We start from the raw sequence: 14,954 nt of genomic DNA, 5'->3' as shown, positions 1-14,954 counted from the left end.
TTGCCCTGCGCAAGTCCTTCTTCACTTAGCAGGAAAATCACATGCTCTGGATTAAATCGCTGCACATCGTATTCGTCATCTCCTGGTTCGCCGGCCTGTTTTACCTGCCGCGCATCTTCGTGAATCTGGCGATGGAAACCGATGCCACTGCGACCACGCGCCTGCTGCTGATGGCACGCAAGCTGTACCGCTTCACCACCATCCTGGCGGTACCGGCGGTATTGTTTGGCGTAGGCCTGCTGTACTACGGCTTCGGCCAAAGTCCAGGCAGTGGCTGGCTGCATGCGAAAGTGGTGCTGGTGATTTTGGTCATCGGTTACCAACATGCCTGCAACTCTTTGCTGAAAAAATTTGAGCATGGCGTCAATAAGCGCAGTCATACCTGGTTTCGTTGGTTCAACGAAGTGCCTATCGTCCTGCTGCTCGCCATCGTGATCCTGGTCGTGGTCAAACCGTTTTAAACATTTTTCGGAGCCTCCATGGCCAAGATCTGCGAATACTATTTTGCGCCCCAGTCACCGTGGGCCTACTTCGGCCATGCGCGCCTGATCGCACTGGCGAAGCAATACGATGTGCAAATCGACATGAAGCCCATCGATTTGCCCAAGCTGTTCAGTGTCTCCGGTGGTTTGCCCCTGGCGAAACGGCCACCGCAACGCCAGGCCTATCGCCTGGTCGAACTCAAGCGCTGGAGCGCCCATCTCGGCTTGCCGCTCAACCTGCAACCGAAGTTTTCCCCTGCTTCCGGTGATGCCGCGTCCAAGCTGATCATCGCCACCAAGTTTGCGCATGGCACAGATGCAGCACTGGAATTGACCAGCGCCATCATGCATGCCTTCTGGGCCGAGGATAAAAACATCATGGATGCAGATACGCTGGCCGGATTGGCAAGTGCCGCCGGGCATGATGGTGCGGCATTGGTGAAAGCATCGGAAACCACCAGCGTACAGAATGAGTACGAACAATTCACCAACGATGCGATGGCCGCCAGTGTCTTCGGTGCACCATGGTATATCGTCGACGGCGAAGCCTTCTGGGGCCAGGACCGCCTGGATTTCGTGGAACGCGCATTCCAGAAATAAAAGCAGCAATACAGTATTTGGCAACACCAGCAACATCAGTAGCAACAAGCTTCGCGCGACGCATCACCATGATGTGGTCGCGCGTCTATTTTTATAACGGATAAAGGGTTCCCCATATGTCTTCATCACATTCTTATTTTTGCCCATGCCCGCGCGGCCTGGAAATCGCCCTCGCTGAAGAACTCAACGAAATCGCGCTGCTCGATAAAACCCTGAAGGTACACACCCAGGTACCGGGTGGCGTGCATTGCTCAGGCACATTGCAGGATGCGTATCGCATCAACCTGCATTCCCGCATCGCCTCGCGCGTACTGATGCGTATGGCACATGCCAGCTACGCCACCGAAAACGATATTTATGACCTGACACTGGCGCAAGCCTGGGAAGACTGGTTTGAAGTCGACCACACGATACGCATCGACGTCACTGCCATCAAATCGCCATTGCGCAGCCTGGAATTCACCACGCTGAAGATCAAGGATGCGATCTGCGACCGCTTCCGCGACATTTACAACCGTCGTCCTTCGGTCGATACCAAAATGCCGGATATGCGCATCGTCGGCTTCCTTGATGCACGCACTTTCACGCTCTACCTCGATACTTCCGGCGAAGCCCTGTTCAAACGTGGCTGGCGCATGGAAACCGGCGACGCGCCACTGCGCGAAAACCTGGCGGCCGGCCTGTTGCGCACCTCGGGCTGGAAGCCCGGCATGACCTTGTTCGATCCGATGTGCGGTTCCGGCACCATCCTCGCCGAAGCGGCGCAAATGCTGGCCGGTATCCCGCCCGGCCTGCACCGCGATTTCGCCTTTGAAAAATTTGCCGGTTTCAGCAAGGACGAATGGGCGGCTATCAAAGCCAGCGTCAAGCCAAATCCGTTGCCAACCGAACCGACCATCTTCGGCAGCGATATTTCCGGTGACATGGTCTCCATGACGCGCAACAACCTGAACAAGGCCGGTATACGCTTCGAAGTCCCGCTCAAGCAAATTGAAGCGCAGGAAGTCAAAGCGCCCAGCGAAACGCCAGGCATCCTGCTGACCAATCCGCCTTATGGCGAGCGTATCGGCGTGCGTGGCGACAGCACGGTGGAAGCCGATGATATGGCGAAGGAATTCTTCAGCGCCTTTGGCACCACGCTCAAGCAACGCTTCGCCGGCTGGAAAGTCTTCCTGTTCACCGCCGACCTCGGTTTGCCGAAACTGCTGCGCTTGAAAGAAGCACGTAAAACGCCGTTCTTCAACGGTGCACTGGAATGCCGTTTGTTCCGTTTCGACATGGTGGCCGGCTTCAATCGCCGTGAACAAGCGATCCCGAAGACCGAGCCAAAACAATAAAGCTACTGAAGTCTCCTGACAGTATGCTGTCAGGAGCACCCGCGCATAATGCTCCATGCCATTTGGCATTTCCTGCGAGGACATCATGCAAACAAAAATAAACTGGTTCGAAATTCCTTCCAACGACTTTGCACGCGCCACACGTTTTTACGAAACACTGTTTGACACCACACTGCGGATAGAAGGTGCAACTGCCGACCTGATGCAGATGGCCATCTTCACCAGTCCTGACGGTGACACCTGTGGCTGTGTAACGCATAGCGAACATCAAAAACCCAGCAGCAACGGCACCATGATTTACCTGGATGCGGGCGCTTCTATCGATGCCGTCATACAACGCATCGCACCGGCCGGTGGCAAAGTATATGTACCAAAGACACAATTGCCAGACGACATAGGTTATATGGCGCATTTCGTCGATACCGAAGGCAATCTGATCGGCCTGCACGCCATGCACTAAACCTCGATCATCAGCATCACGGGCAACTGGACGCTGGCGCAAGCATTTGTCAAAATGAAGCGCCTGACGTTCTCTGCGCCCGGCCTTCCTGTCACTGGAGTATCCGTATGCTGCAGCCCCTACTGATTATCAAAAAACATCATGCGCCGTGCTGAACGCCTGTTCCAGATCGCGCAATATTTGCGCGGCCGTCGACTGACCACGGCCTTGCAACTATCGGAATGGCTATATGTCTCCGAGCGGACGATTTATCGCGACATCCGTGACCTGTCCCTGTCAGGAGTACCCATCGAAGGCGAAGCCGGGGTCGGTTATCGGGTCAAGGCCGGTTTCGACTTACAGCCCTTGATGTTTTCCAGCGATGAGATAGAAGCATTGGTGGCAGGCATGCGCATGGTGCAAGCCTGGGGCGGACCGCAACTGGCGGCCTCCGGGGCCGCCGCACTGGCCAAGATCACGCTCGCCCTGCCGCGCGAAAAACGCGATTTCGTCGAAGCCACGCCTTTGTTTGCCCCTGATTTCCATATCGAAGCCAGCCATGGTGAGCGACTGGAAAATATACGCCAGGCGATAGGCAAACAAAACAAACTGCGGCTCGACTACGTCGATGCCAAACAACAAGCCAGTTGCCGCACAATCTGGCCACTGGCGCTGTATTTCTGGGGCAGCGGCTGGTCTATCGCCGCCTGGTGCGAGACCCGCAGCGATTTTCGCTCCTTCCGCCTTGATCGCGTCCAGGCGCTCGCCGATGACGGCCCTTACACCGGCGTCAGTGGGCGTCGACTGGCCGATTTTGTGCGTGCCATGAAACGCGAGATGAGCTGCAACTGAAGCTGCCCATCCGCGCCCTCTTTCAATACGACAACAGACGTTTACAGCCGCCGTCAGCGCGCCCGGCTTGATTGGGCTATGCTTTTCCTTTTGCCACGCAGGAGCATCCCATGTCGCATAGCGCCGCCTTACAGTTAAAAGACCCCACCATCCTGCGTAATCACGCATACATCAACGGGGCATGGATAACGGGCAAGGCCAGCTTCGACGTCAACAATCCGGCCGATGGCAGCAAAATTACCGATGTACCCAATCTGGGCACACAGGAAACCGAGCAAGCGATACAAGCCGCGCATGCAGCCTTCCCTGCCTGGGCCGCCAAAACCGGCAAGGAACGTGCCGGCATCATGCGCATATGGTTCGATCTCATCATCGCGAATGCGGACGACCTCGCCGCGCTCATGACGGCAGAACAAGGCAAGCCATTGATCGAATCACGTGGCGAAGTGATTTACGGTGCCAGCTTTATCGAATGGTTTGCCGAAGAAGCCAAGCGCGTCAGCGGCGACGTCATGGCATCCACCTGGAGCGACAAACGCACAGTCACCCTCAAGCAGCCTATCGGTGTGTGCGCATCCATCACGCCATGGAATTTCCCGATCGCCATGATCACGCGCAAGGTTGCACCAGCGATCGCCGCCGGGTGCACCATCGTGATCAAGCCGGCCGAGCAAACCCCGTTGTCGGCACTGGCGATCGCAGAACTGGCGCACCGTGCCGGCATTCCTCCGGGCGTCATCAATGTCGTAACCGCCGACTCCGAACAATCGATCGCAGTCGGCAAGGTCCTGTGTTCCAGCCCTATCGTGCGCCATGTATCGTTCACCGGCTCGACACCGGTCGGCCGCATCCTGATGGAACAATGCGCGCCTACCGTGAAGAAAATCGGCCTGGAACTCGGCGGCCACGCGCCCTTCATCGTCTTCGATGATGCCGATCTCGATGCGGCAGTTATCGGAGCCCTGCAATCTAAGTACCGCAATGCCGGACAAACCTGCGTCTGCACCAACCGCTTCTATGTACACGAATCAATTTACGATGCCTTCGTGCAAAAACTGGGTGAAGGTGCGGCAAAAATCAAGGTCGGCAACGGCGTTGAAGCAGGCGTGTTGCAAGGACCACTGATCGATGCGCAAGCGGTGAAGAAAGTGGAGCAGCATGTCAGCGATGCCGTGAACAAGGGTGCGAAAGTCATCACCGGCGGCAAGCAACACGCCTTGGGCGGTTATTTTTACGAACCTACCGTGCTGTCGAATATCAGCCCCGACATGCTGATCATGCATGAAGAAACCTTCGGCCCGGTCGCCGCCGTCATCAAATTCAAAACCGAAGATGAAGCAGTTGCCGCTGCCAACGATACCGACTTCGGCCTCGCCAGTTACTTCTACTCACGCGATATAGGCCGCGTCTGGCGCGTTGCCGAAAAACTCGAATACGGCATGGTCGGCATCAACACCGGCCTGATCTCGAATGAAGTCGCACCCTTCGGCGGTGTCAAGCAATCAGGCCTGGGCCGTGAAGGTTCGAAATACGGGATAGAAGAGTATCTGGAAATCAAATACCTGTGCATGGGCGGGATCTGATCCCGCTCCTTTAAACCGCAAGCGCATCGGCCATACGAATCAAGCACGCAGAAAAGAATAATACCGATGTCAGAAACAAATGAAGTAAAGACCGCACCGCTGGCCGCAGTGGTGATCAATAGCAGCGCGCTGGCTATCATGCTGGCGCTGCTATCCATGCTCGGCCCGTTTTCGATAGACACCTACTTGCCGGCCTTCCCGAACATCCAGGCCTCACTGGATGCCAGCGCACTCGAAGTGCAGCAAACCCTGACCGCCTACCTGTTCTCCTTCGCCGTCATGATCCTGTGGCATGGTGCTTTGTCGGATGCCTTCGGACGACGCAATATCATCCTGGTTTCACTCGCCGTATTTGCAGTAGCAACGCTCGCCTGTGCCGCCGTACACAGCATCGAATACCTATGGGTGTTCCGCATGCTGCAAGGAATTTCAGCCGGTGCCGGCGTCGTGATCGGGCGCGCCATCATCCGCGACCTGTATGCCGGTTCGGCCGCGGAACGCCTGCTGTCGCTGGTCACAATGATCTTTTCCATTGCACCGGCGATCGCACCGATACTCGGTGGCTGGATCGTCAAGCACAGCAACTGGCGCAACATCTTCCTCGCACTGTTTGCCTACGCGGTGTTGCTGCTGATTTATTGCTACAAGCGTTTGCCTGAATCCTTGCCACCGGAAAAACGCCAGCCTTTCAATCCGCATTTCCTGTACCACAGCTACAAGCGTGTATTCCGTTCGCCACTATTCCATTTGAAAGGCGGGACCGTTGCCTTCAACTTTGCCGGCATGTTCCTGTATGTAGCGGCGGCACCGGTTTTCCTGGTACAGCATCTGGGCCTGGGACCGGACCAGTTCGGCTGGCAATTCATTCCTACCGTGGCCGGTATTTTTTGCGGTGCGCTGGCGGCGAATCGCCTGGCCGGGAACATCCCGATTTCGCGCCAGGTCCTGATCGGTTTTGTCTTCCTGATTGGTGCCGGTATTTTCAATGTAACTTACCACGCGCTATACCCGCCGGCCTTGCCATGGTCGGTCGCACCTTTATTCTTTTATACCTTCGGTATGTCCATGGTGGCACCGGGTGCGACGCTATTGGTATTGGATTTGTTTCCGAATATACGCGGCACTGTCGCATCCTGCCAATCCTTCACGCTGACACTGCTGGGCGCTTTGGTTGCAGGTGTCATTGCACCGGCGCTGTCACACTCGCCATTGGCACTGGCTGCCGGCCAGATGATTTTTACCTTGATTGCACTGAGTCTGTGGCTGGGTGGTCGTAGCTACCGCCGCTTCCTTGATGCGCGCCAGGAACCGAATGCATGGGAAACCGTCGAGTGACCCCAAGCCTTGATCGCTAGACGGCCACCGCGCGATTCTTGCCTTTCTTTTTCGCCGCATACATGGCGCCGTCGGCCAAGGTAATGAGCTGCTCCGGCGTTGTATGGTCATCCGGCCAGTGCATCGCGATACCTATGCTGGCAGAGATAGTTACCGTGGCAGCCGTCAATGTAAACGGCTGTTGCAAGGTATGCAGGATCTTGTCGGCAACATCCATCGCATCACTATCGCCATTCAGCATTTCCAGCACGATGACAAATTCATCGCCGGCCAGGCGGGCGACGGTATCGGTGGTACGTACCGCCCCCAGCAGGCGCTGCGCAATCGTGCGCAGCAACTCGTCGCCGGCCTCGTGACCATAGCCATCATTCACACCCTTGAAGCCGTCCAGGTCGAGGAATAAAACGGCGAGTGGCTTACCGAGGCGTGCACCACGTGCGATCGACTCCGGCAACCTTTGTATCAGGGCGCGACGATTCGGCAAGTCGGTCAATGGGTCTTTCAGCGCCATGCCCATGAGCGAGGCTTGCAGTAATTTTCTTTCAGTGATGTCATGCAGGAAAGCAATGAACAGATAGCCATTGCGGCGCGGTACACAGGCGACCGCCAATTCAATCGGAAACTCCTTGCCGTCGCGGCGCAAAGCGCTTAGCTCCACGCGCCGGTTGATGATATTGCTTTCACCCGTTGCCAGGAAATGCTGAAGGTCCTTGGCGTATCCTTCGCGCATCGCCGGCGGCACGATCAGTTCCGCCAAGGGCTGCCCGACTGCTTCGTTGTGCGTCCAGCCCAGCAGGTGTTCGGCCTGCTCATTCCAGTCGACAATGATGCCGTCCTGATCCATGGAGATGAAAGCATCGTTCGCGTTTTGCAGCGTTGCACGCAACTCCGCTTCGCTCTCCTGCAAGCGTTCCTGGATCGCCAATTGCTGTTGCAGGGCGTCTTCCAGTGCCTGTGCCTTGTGTTCTATCTCTTGCGTGCGCTCCTGCACCAGGTGTTCCAGGTTTTCATTCAATGCGCGCAGCTTGCCCACATGTTGCTGCTCACGCCCCACCATATCGGCCAATGTCCGTGACAGCAAATGCACTTCATGATAACCATCGATCACCGGAATCGCGGCGATCATGCCTTCCTTGCGCTGCATGATCGCCGCACTTAACTCATCCAGCGGCCGTGCCAGTTGCCGCGCCAGCGCGACGGCTATTAATGCCAGCAAGAGGCCGAGCGCCGCACCTACCCACAAGACCTGCTGCTGTAAATCACGAAAATCCGCCAAGGCAATTTCTTCCGGCTGCCGGATCAGGATGGCCCACTTCAAGGAAGGATGTCCGGGACGCGCGCCGGTTTGCGAATAGCCGGTCAGATAGCGCCGCCCATCCGGCCACTTTTCCGCGATGGCCCCGGTATTCCCGGTATGCGCCAGGTCCAGGCTGGCTGTCGCGATTGTGCTTTCTTCAAGGTAATCCGGCCCCAGCATCACCATGCCGTCGTTACGGACGACGATGACTTCCACCATATACTGCCGATCTGCCGGCACCAGCAAACTGTTGGCAATACCGCGCGCCCAGTTCCAGCTCAGGTGTATGCCCAGCACGCCCCGATAACTGCCGTCGCTACGTGTGACTGGCAAGGCGACATCAACGAAACGCCAGCGGTCTTCCGTCTCCGGCAATTTGTCTTCGAGCAAAACAGCCGGATGATAATCCCCGACAAATACCTGCTTTTCGCCGCCCTGGAACCACGGACGTTGACTGACGTTGACACCTTCCAGTAAACCGCCGGCAGCAGAAACTACCGTGCCCTTGGGATCGGTCAAACCAATCCACGCATAATCGGGGAAATTTTTATGGACGTTGTCGAATACCCGCCTGATGTCGGCAGGATTTTGGGCGTCGCGCACCGGCACCAGGTCAGCAATGACTTGCGCGTGATCTATCATGCGGCCCATGCCGCGATCCAGTGAATCGCGCATTTGCCACGATAGTTGTTGCAGGCGTTCCTGCGCTTGTTGCTTGGCGTAAGTCGCGGCGAAATGATCGATCAACACCAGCAAGGTCAGCATGGTAACGATCACAGTCGCACACACGCCTATCGTCACCAAGGTGGCAAGTCGCAAGCGCTCCGGCGTTTTTGGTCGCATTCGAAGGTCCCGTGGCTACTGCATTGGTAGCATGCATCTTTTAGATGCACTGGTGCTTTAATAGTTTTATGGAAAGATTTCTTTTTGTGAAAAATTTCTTTATTACCAAGCGAATACCATGACGGCTCGAACTACTTTAAACGTTGTTTGCAGATGAATACGAATTTTATAGGTGGATTTGACGGGGAAAAGCGAAAATCAGTGCAAATCACGCAACACTTCCTGCAACATCTCCGGCGCCAGGGGCTTATGCAGGATACGTAAATTCGCCTGGGCAATACTGCTGATACTCTCCACTGAGGTGTCGCCGGTGATCACCACCGCCGGGATCTGATAGCCGCTGGCCTGTCGGACCGCCTGCACCACATCGATACCGCTGACGTTCTCCGCCAGGCGGAAGTCGCTCAAAATCATGTCAAACGCCATCCCGGACGCCCCCTGATAAGCCTTCACTGCCTGCAAGGCCTCGCCTAAAGACGATACCGCCACCACCTGGTGCCCCCACGACGACAGTAGTAAGCGCATGCTATCCAGTACGTTGGCGTCGTCATCTATCACCAGGATGTTTTTCGCGGCGGCCGGAAGCCCCGACCTTGCCAGTGGCGCGGTCGTCACAGCAGCCACCTTGGGTGCCAGTGGCAGCCAGACCGAAAAGACCGACCCGCGTCCCGGGATGGAATGCAGGCCTATACGCAGCTTCAGCAAGTCAGCAGTGCGCTTGACGATGGCCAGCCCCAAGCCCAGGCCGTGCTCACGCCGCCGTGCCGCATTACCGATCTGGTAAAACTCGCTGAAGATCAATTGTGATTGCTCGGCCGCAATGCCGAGGCCGGTGTCCAGCACCTGCACTTCGATAAAAGCGCCGCGTCGACGCGCCCCCACCAGAATCTTGCCACGCTCGGTATAGCGCAAGGCATTCGATACAAAATTCGCCAATATGCTGTGCAGCAAGGCACGGTCGGTTTGTACCAGTACCGCGGTGGGCCTGACAATAAAGCGCAGGCGTTGCTCGACTGCGACGGCTGAAAACTGCTGGTCTATCGTCTCCAGTAAATCCTGCAAATCAAACACTTCACGTTTGACCTTGACTGCACCGGCATCCAGTTTCGAAATATCCAGCAATACATCCAGCAACTGCACCAGCCCCTTCAGTGCTGCCTGCAGCTTGCCAGCAATATTGCCCACCTCTTCGGCCCGAACCACAGGTGCATTGCACAGTGCGCGCAAGGTGGCGATGTATAAACCGAGCGCATGCGTAGGCTGGCGCAAATCATGGCTGGCGGCGGCAAGAAATTGCGACTTGGAACGGCTGGCCGATTCGGCCTTTTCCTTCTCTTGCCGCAGTTGCGCGATCAGTTGCGTATTCTCGAAGCGCAGCGAAACCGCTTCCCGCACGGTGCGATGCACATTGCGGCTATACGCCAGGTTCACGCCCAGCAAAAACAGTGAGAGCAGGGCCAGCACCGAAAACAGAGGACCGCCGTAAGCAAAGCAGCGCACAGCAAACGGCAATACCGTCGGTAAGGCAAACGCGTAATACGCAGGCGGAAACGAAGATTGCGATGCGACCGAGCCGCCCGTCATGCCGGCCAGCAAGATACAAATGAATACCGTAATCACGGTGCTTTCAGGTGTAAAGAAAAAGATGCCGATGGAACCCCACAGACAACCCGACAATCCGGCAAACAAGGCATAGGTCCAAGCACGCCGCGCAGCCTGATCCGGGCCATGTGCGGTCCGCAGGTCGCGCCGCACGATCACGATACGGAGAGAAGTCAGTACGAAGATAGCCGCCGCCCACGGCAATAGCACGCTGTGCGGCAGCTCACCCCACAGCAAGTAAACCGACAGCACGACCACCGCGAAATTGCCAAAAAAAATAGGCGTCGCCTGCCGGTACAAGACATTCACCAGCTCGCTGAAGATGCGCGCTTCAACAGCAGGTGCCGCGGAATGATCGTTCATGAATGTTTCGCCCAAAACATAGAAAATGGGGGGCGCTACCGCCCCGCAGTGTAATATCTCGCTATTATTACCATGTGACAATAGTTCCAGCGGCAATTATTCCAGCATCCCTGTATCCAGCGCCATGACGAAAATCGTAATCGCAGAAGATCACACCCTGATCCGGGAAGGATTACGATCCCTGCTGGCACATGTCGCGGGAATGGAGATCGTCGCCGACACCGGCAGTGGCGCACAGGTAGAAGAACTCCTGCTGCAGACCCCGACTGATTTGCTCCTGCTCGACCTCGACCTGCCCGGCTGCCACGGCATCACCCTCACCACCCGCATCAAACAAAGCCACCCGCATATCAAAATCCTGATCCTGACCGGTTCGACCGATCACAACAGCGTGCGCCAGGCTTTTGCCGCCGGCGCGGATGGTTATCTGCTCAAACTGGAAGACAGCAGCGAATTGCTGGAAGCGATCCCGACCGTGCTGGCTGATCGACGCTACGTCAGCAAATTGCTGGGGCCATTGACACACTTTCAGGACAACGAAGATCAAGCGGTCACGCCGCGCGAACAACAAATCCTGAAACTGGTCGCCGCCGGCAAGTCATCACAGGAAATCGCCGATGCGCTGGAACTGAGCGTCTTCACCGTACGCAAACATAAACAAAACCTGATGGCCAAGCTATCGCTGCACAATGCGGTTGAACTGACCCGTTACGCGATGCATCAGGGCTTGCTCTGACCATCATCAAAATTGCGTCTGCACACCCACGCTAAAAATATTGCGCGTGTAATTGCTGTAACCAATATTCGACGGATTATCGATCTGCGTATATTGCGCACGCACCACCATATTGCGCCCCGCCCATGAACTGATGTCCCACAGGCTGGTCAGGCTGGCGGTCTTTTGCGTATCTTCGCGTGCCGGGAAGAAGAAGCTGCCTTCGTCATACTTCACCTTGGAATAACTATAGTTACCGACTACCGTCCATTGCGGGTTGATGCGATAGGCAGCGAAAACGCTAGGTCCGTCCAGGCGACGCGAGTACACCGCGGCATCGGCATGCTCACGCTGCACATTGTAATCAGCACCTGCCTGTAAATCAGGCTGCACTTGCGCGACCACTCCGACACTGCCGAGCACACCATCTGCGTTTCTGTTGTGATCCAGATGCACGGTACGGTTGATGTAGCCAAGCGAACCAGTCAGTGACCAGGTCGGATTCAGGTTGCGCGAAAAACGTGCGATCACACCTGGCGTCGTTTCATTCATGCGATTCGCCTGCCGCGAAAAACCGATGTTCGGCTGTATGCTCATGCTCCAGTCCTTGGCACGATAGATGAAAGCCGCCGACAAGGACATGTATTCATTGTTGAAGTCAGAAGTATCGAAGTAAGCATTTCCCAGCAACACGCCCTGGAACAATACTGTCCAGCGTTCATTCAGTGGCATCACATAACTACCGGTCAGGCTACCGGTCGCGCCCCAAGACGAACGTGGCATCGCATCCGGCGACAGAATGAAATTACCGGGAAAGCCACCTACGATAGCCGGCACGATATTCGACACCGGCCCACCGTTGATATTGCTGTCATGCACCAGCCCTGCATAGAATTCCAGCGACCACGGCTTGCCTGATGCCTGGCGCGCAAACGAGGCAGGATCATCCCTCCCCAGTTGCTCGATCAGGTTACTCATCTGGGTCGATACTTGTCCGGCCGGCAGCAAAGGCAGGGTTGCCTTGTATAGTTGTGTCGCTTCATCCTTGCGATCCAGCGCCACCAGGATGGCTGCAAGCTCCACTTTCGGATTTGCATCTGCCGGTCTTAAAGCAATCACACGCTGGTAGTAAGCAATCGCGGCATCGACCCGCTGCAAGGAAGCATTGCAGCGCGCCAGTACATACAGGCGATCAGCATCCACACTGTTTGCGGGTGTATCTGCCAGCAGTGCACATGCCATATCCGCCCTGCCGTTTTCCTGCATCAAACGCGCTACCAGTAATTCACTGCGGCTATCGGCCGCAGTCGGCGCAGCGTAAGCCACGGAAGAAGAAAACATCAATGCAGCTGCAGCCGAACGAAAAATGTGATTCATGGGTGAAGTAGGCTTGAAAAAAAGGAAGGTCATGAGATCAACGTGTAGCGGCAAAACTACCACCACCGCTTACGCTATTGGTCGTCATATCCCAGGAGCCCTTGACTGCGTTAGCGGCCGGGCCAAAGAACTGTCCGTTCCGGATAAAGCCGTTCATGGCTGCACCGTTATACGTCCCACTCATGCCGCCACCAACATATCCGCCGATGTAAGCGACACTATTAAAGCTCGCACTGCCTTTGTTATGGTCGAACTGGACGTTGCCGCCTATCGGTGTGCCATTGCCTATATTGGCAAAGTTGACGTTCATGGTCAGGTTAGCGCCGACTGCCGAACTATCACTCAGGGTTCCGGTCATGCGGCCATTGAAAGTCGCGTTCAGATTAGTAGGGAAATTCGCACGCGGTGTGACCACGGTATATTCAGCGCCCACTGTCACTGCGTTTGCCAGCGCAATATTGTTTGCACTGCTGGATGCGGCAATGGCAGCAGCTAAAGCCGCCTGTATGGCCGCTAGTCCTCCGCTTGTGATGCCGGCTATACCCGTTGCCACAACAGCTCCACCATGCGGAGCGACGATCTGCTCGACTGGCCGGATTGCGCCCAGTACGGGAACTTCGCCGTTAAACAGTGATGCAGCCGGTTTAACAGTCGGATTCATGGAGCCAAGTTTTGTGATTAACTTATCCAAGTCTTCCTGATTTACTTTTTCCTTGCTGTATGCTGCCAGCAATTCCAGAAAATCAGCTGACGATTTCTTGTCATCGGAAATCACCGTGATAGATGGTTTACTGGCGCCCTCTATCGTGCCGATAGTCTGCGGCCCCGTCAGCTCACCCCAGAGCGGGCTTGGTATATCAGAGAAGGTCGTTCCTGAGTTCCCAGTCAGATCCTTTAGCTTGTTCGCAATCATCGCAAATTGTGCACGCGTCATCGTCGTATCCAAAAACGGCGTCGTACCATCGCTGTTGGAGAAAACACCTGCTTCCAGCAACTTTTGATACTTCTGCTGCACAAGGCTATCAGGTGGCGTAGTTGCGGGCAGGCCGGTTTGCGTAACCTGCAAAATTTGTTTTGGCTGTTCCAGCACCGGCCTTTCGACTTGTTTGATTTCTTCTTTTAATTGCTGCTGTTGCGTTTTTTCCAGCAGCTTTTGTTTCTCCAGTTGCTGTGTCAGCAGTAATTGTTTTTGTTGCTCAAGCGTCGGCTTCTCCACTTGCTTGATTTGTTCTTTGGTCTGCTCAGGTTGAACTTGCTCGAGCTGTTTTTTTTGCTCCAACTGCTGTGTCAATAACAATTGCTTCTGCTGTTCTGGCGTCAGCGTCTCAGTCTTCTTGATTTCTTCCCTAACCTGCTCTTGCTGCTGCAAAGTCTTGGGCGGCAACTTTTGCTGTTCCATTGTCAGCTGTTCAGTTTTCTTCACTTCTTCCGGCACAGTCTGTTGCTGCGTCATTTCAGACTGCGGTGCTGACATCAATTGCCTGCGCTGCTCCAGTGTTAACTCCTGCGGCTGAGGTTGCGGTGTGACTTCCTGCTGCTTGGTCTGCGACTGCATGTAGCCCAGGATCTGCTGTCTTTCCTCCGGCGTATATGTCTTGCTCAACAAGATGTCCCGCCCTGCAGGCGTGAGATTCTTCAGCATATTCGTGATACGCAATAATGCGCTGTCAGATAAAGGTATCGGCGTCTGCTGACCACCTGACTGCTGCCCTCCTTGTTGTCCAGGAGGCTGCTTCTGCATGGCTCGGCCCAAATCTACATCGATACCTTGCACATCTTGCGCTTGTACCGGCCCTACATGAGTGGCTACGAGTGTCAACAAGACAGAGGCAGCACAACTCAGCACCCATGACTGCCGTACCGGTGTAAGCGGGCTGTACTTATATATAGAGGTAAATGATTGCATGTGCTTCTCCCTGGCCACGCCGTATATGGAAACGGCTGATGGCGGCGAGAATAGCAATGGGTTTGCCGGGAGTAAATACTGCAAATGCAGTAGTCGGAGGTCGCTGCAGATGACTTTAACGGGTCAAAAATCGTCACAAATCCTTAACGATATCCTCACGCAAAACACATGGTTTTCCCTCTGAAAATGATTTCAAAATATTTGTGTAAATGCGTCAACCGCA

At 55.5% G+C, this 14,954-nt stretch carries 12 protein-coding genes; 8 read left to right on the top strand and 4 right to left on the bottom strand.

The window, feature by feature from the left end:
• Nucleotides 1-41 precede the first annotated feature (41 nt).
• The 7 genes from ACFQPC_RS16000 to ACFQPC_RS15970 all read left to right on the top strand — a co-directional run bounded on the left by ACFQPC_RS16000 (nt 42) and on the right by ACFQPC_RS15970 (nt 6,628).
• Nucleotides 42-461: a CopD family protein gene (locus ACFQPC_RS16000; RefSeq protein ID WP_382272837.1), complete on the top strand. Its 420-nt coding sequence runs from the start codon at nt 42-44 to the stop codon at nt 459-461.
• Nucleotides 462-479: 18 nt separating this feature from the next.
• Nucleotides 480-1,082 (top strand): 2-hydroxychromene-2-carboxylate isomerase, encoded by a 603-nt coding sequence (locus ACFQPC_RS15995; protein WP_382272836.1) that lies wholly within the window; start codon nt 480-482, stop codon nt 1,080-1,082.
• A gap of 116 nt (nt 1,083-1,198) precedes the next feature.
• Nucleotides 1,199-2,419 (top strand): THUMP domain-containing class I SAM-dependent RNA methyltransferase, encoded by a 1,221-nt coding sequence (locus tag ACFQPC_RS15990; protein ID WP_382272835.1) that lies wholly within the window; start codon nt 1,199-1,201, stop codon nt 2,417-2,419.
• Between the two features lie 85 nt (nt 2,420-2,504).
• On the top strand, nt 2,505-2,879 hold the full coding sequence (locus tag ACFQPC_RS15985; RefSeq protein ID WP_382272834.1) for a VOC family protein: 375 nt from the start codon (nt 2,505-2,507) through the stop codon (nt 2,877-2,879).
• Nucleotides 2,880-3,020: 141 nt separating this feature from the next.
• A complete protein-coding gene (locus ACFQPC_RS15980) occupies nt 3,021-3,710 on the top strand; it encodes a helix-turn-helix transcriptional regulator (RefSeq protein ID WP_382272833.1) in 690 nt (229 codons plus the stop codon).
• A gap of 110 nt (nt 3,711-3,820) precedes the next feature.
• On the top strand, nt 3,821-5,293 hold the full coding sequence (locus ACFQPC_RS15975; RefSeq protein WP_382272832.1) for an NAD-dependent succinate-semialdehyde dehydrogenase: 1,473 nt from the start codon (nt 3,821-3,823) through the stop codon (nt 5,291-5,293).
• Nucleotides 5,294-5,359: 66 nt separating this feature from the next.
• Nucleotides 5,360-6,628: a multidrug effflux MFS transporter gene (locus ACFQPC_RS15970; RefSeq protein WP_382272831.1), complete on the top strand. Its 1,269-nt coding sequence runs from the start codon at nt 5,360-5,362 to the stop codon at nt 6,626-6,628.
• A 16-nt stretch (nt 6,629-6,644) separates the two neighbouring features.
• Here the strand turns inward: ACFQPC_RS15970 and ACFQPC_RS15965 are convergent, their stop codons facing one another.
• Nucleotides 6,645-8,768, bottom strand: a complete 2,124-nt coding sequence (locus ACFQPC_RS15965; protein WP_382272830.1) for a sensor domain-containing diguanylate cyclase — start codon at nt 8,766-8,768, stop codon at nt 6,645-6,647.
• 198 nt (nt 8,769-8,966) lie between these two features.
• On the bottom strand, nt 8,967-10,733 hold the full coding sequence (locus ACFQPC_RS15960; RefSeq protein ID WP_382272829.1) for a hybrid sensor histidine kinase/response regulator: 1,767 nt from the start codon (nt 10,731-10,733) through the stop codon (nt 8,967-8,969).
• Nucleotides 10,734-10,857: 124 nt separating this feature from the next.
• Here ACFQPC_RS15960 and ACFQPC_RS15955 point away from each other — a divergent pair, with 124 nt between their 5' ends.
• Entirely contained in the window at nt 10,858-11,469 is a 612-nt protein-coding gene (locus ACFQPC_RS15955; protein WP_382272828.1) for a response regulator, read from the top strand.
• Nucleotides 11,470-11,475: 6 nt separating this feature from the next.
• Here the strand turns inward: ACFQPC_RS15955 and ACFQPC_RS15950 are convergent, their stop codons facing one another.
• A complete protein-coding gene (locus ACFQPC_RS15950; protein ID WP_382272827.1) occupies nt 11,476-12,825 on the bottom strand; it encodes a surface lipoprotein assembly modifier in 1,350 nt (449 codons plus the stop codon).
• 37 nt (nt 12,826-12,862) lie between these two features.
• Nucleotides 12,863-14,731 (bottom strand): hypothetical protein, encoded by a 1,869-nt coding sequence (locus ACFQPC_RS15945; protein ID WP_382272826.1) that lies wholly within the window; start codon nt 14,729-14,731, stop codon nt 12,863-12,865.
• Nucleotides 14,732-14,954: the final 223 nt, after the last annotated feature.

Origin of the sequence: Herminiimonas glaciei, from assembly GCF_042664955.1 — a bacterium.
Classification (GTDB): domain Bacteria; phylum Pseudomonadota; class Gammaproteobacteria; order Burkholderiales; family Burkholderiaceae_D; genus Oxalicibacterium; species Oxalicibacterium glaciei.
The sequence above is the reverse complement of the archived record's forward strand: the minus strand, read 5'-3'. Positions and strand labels throughout refer to the sequence as shown.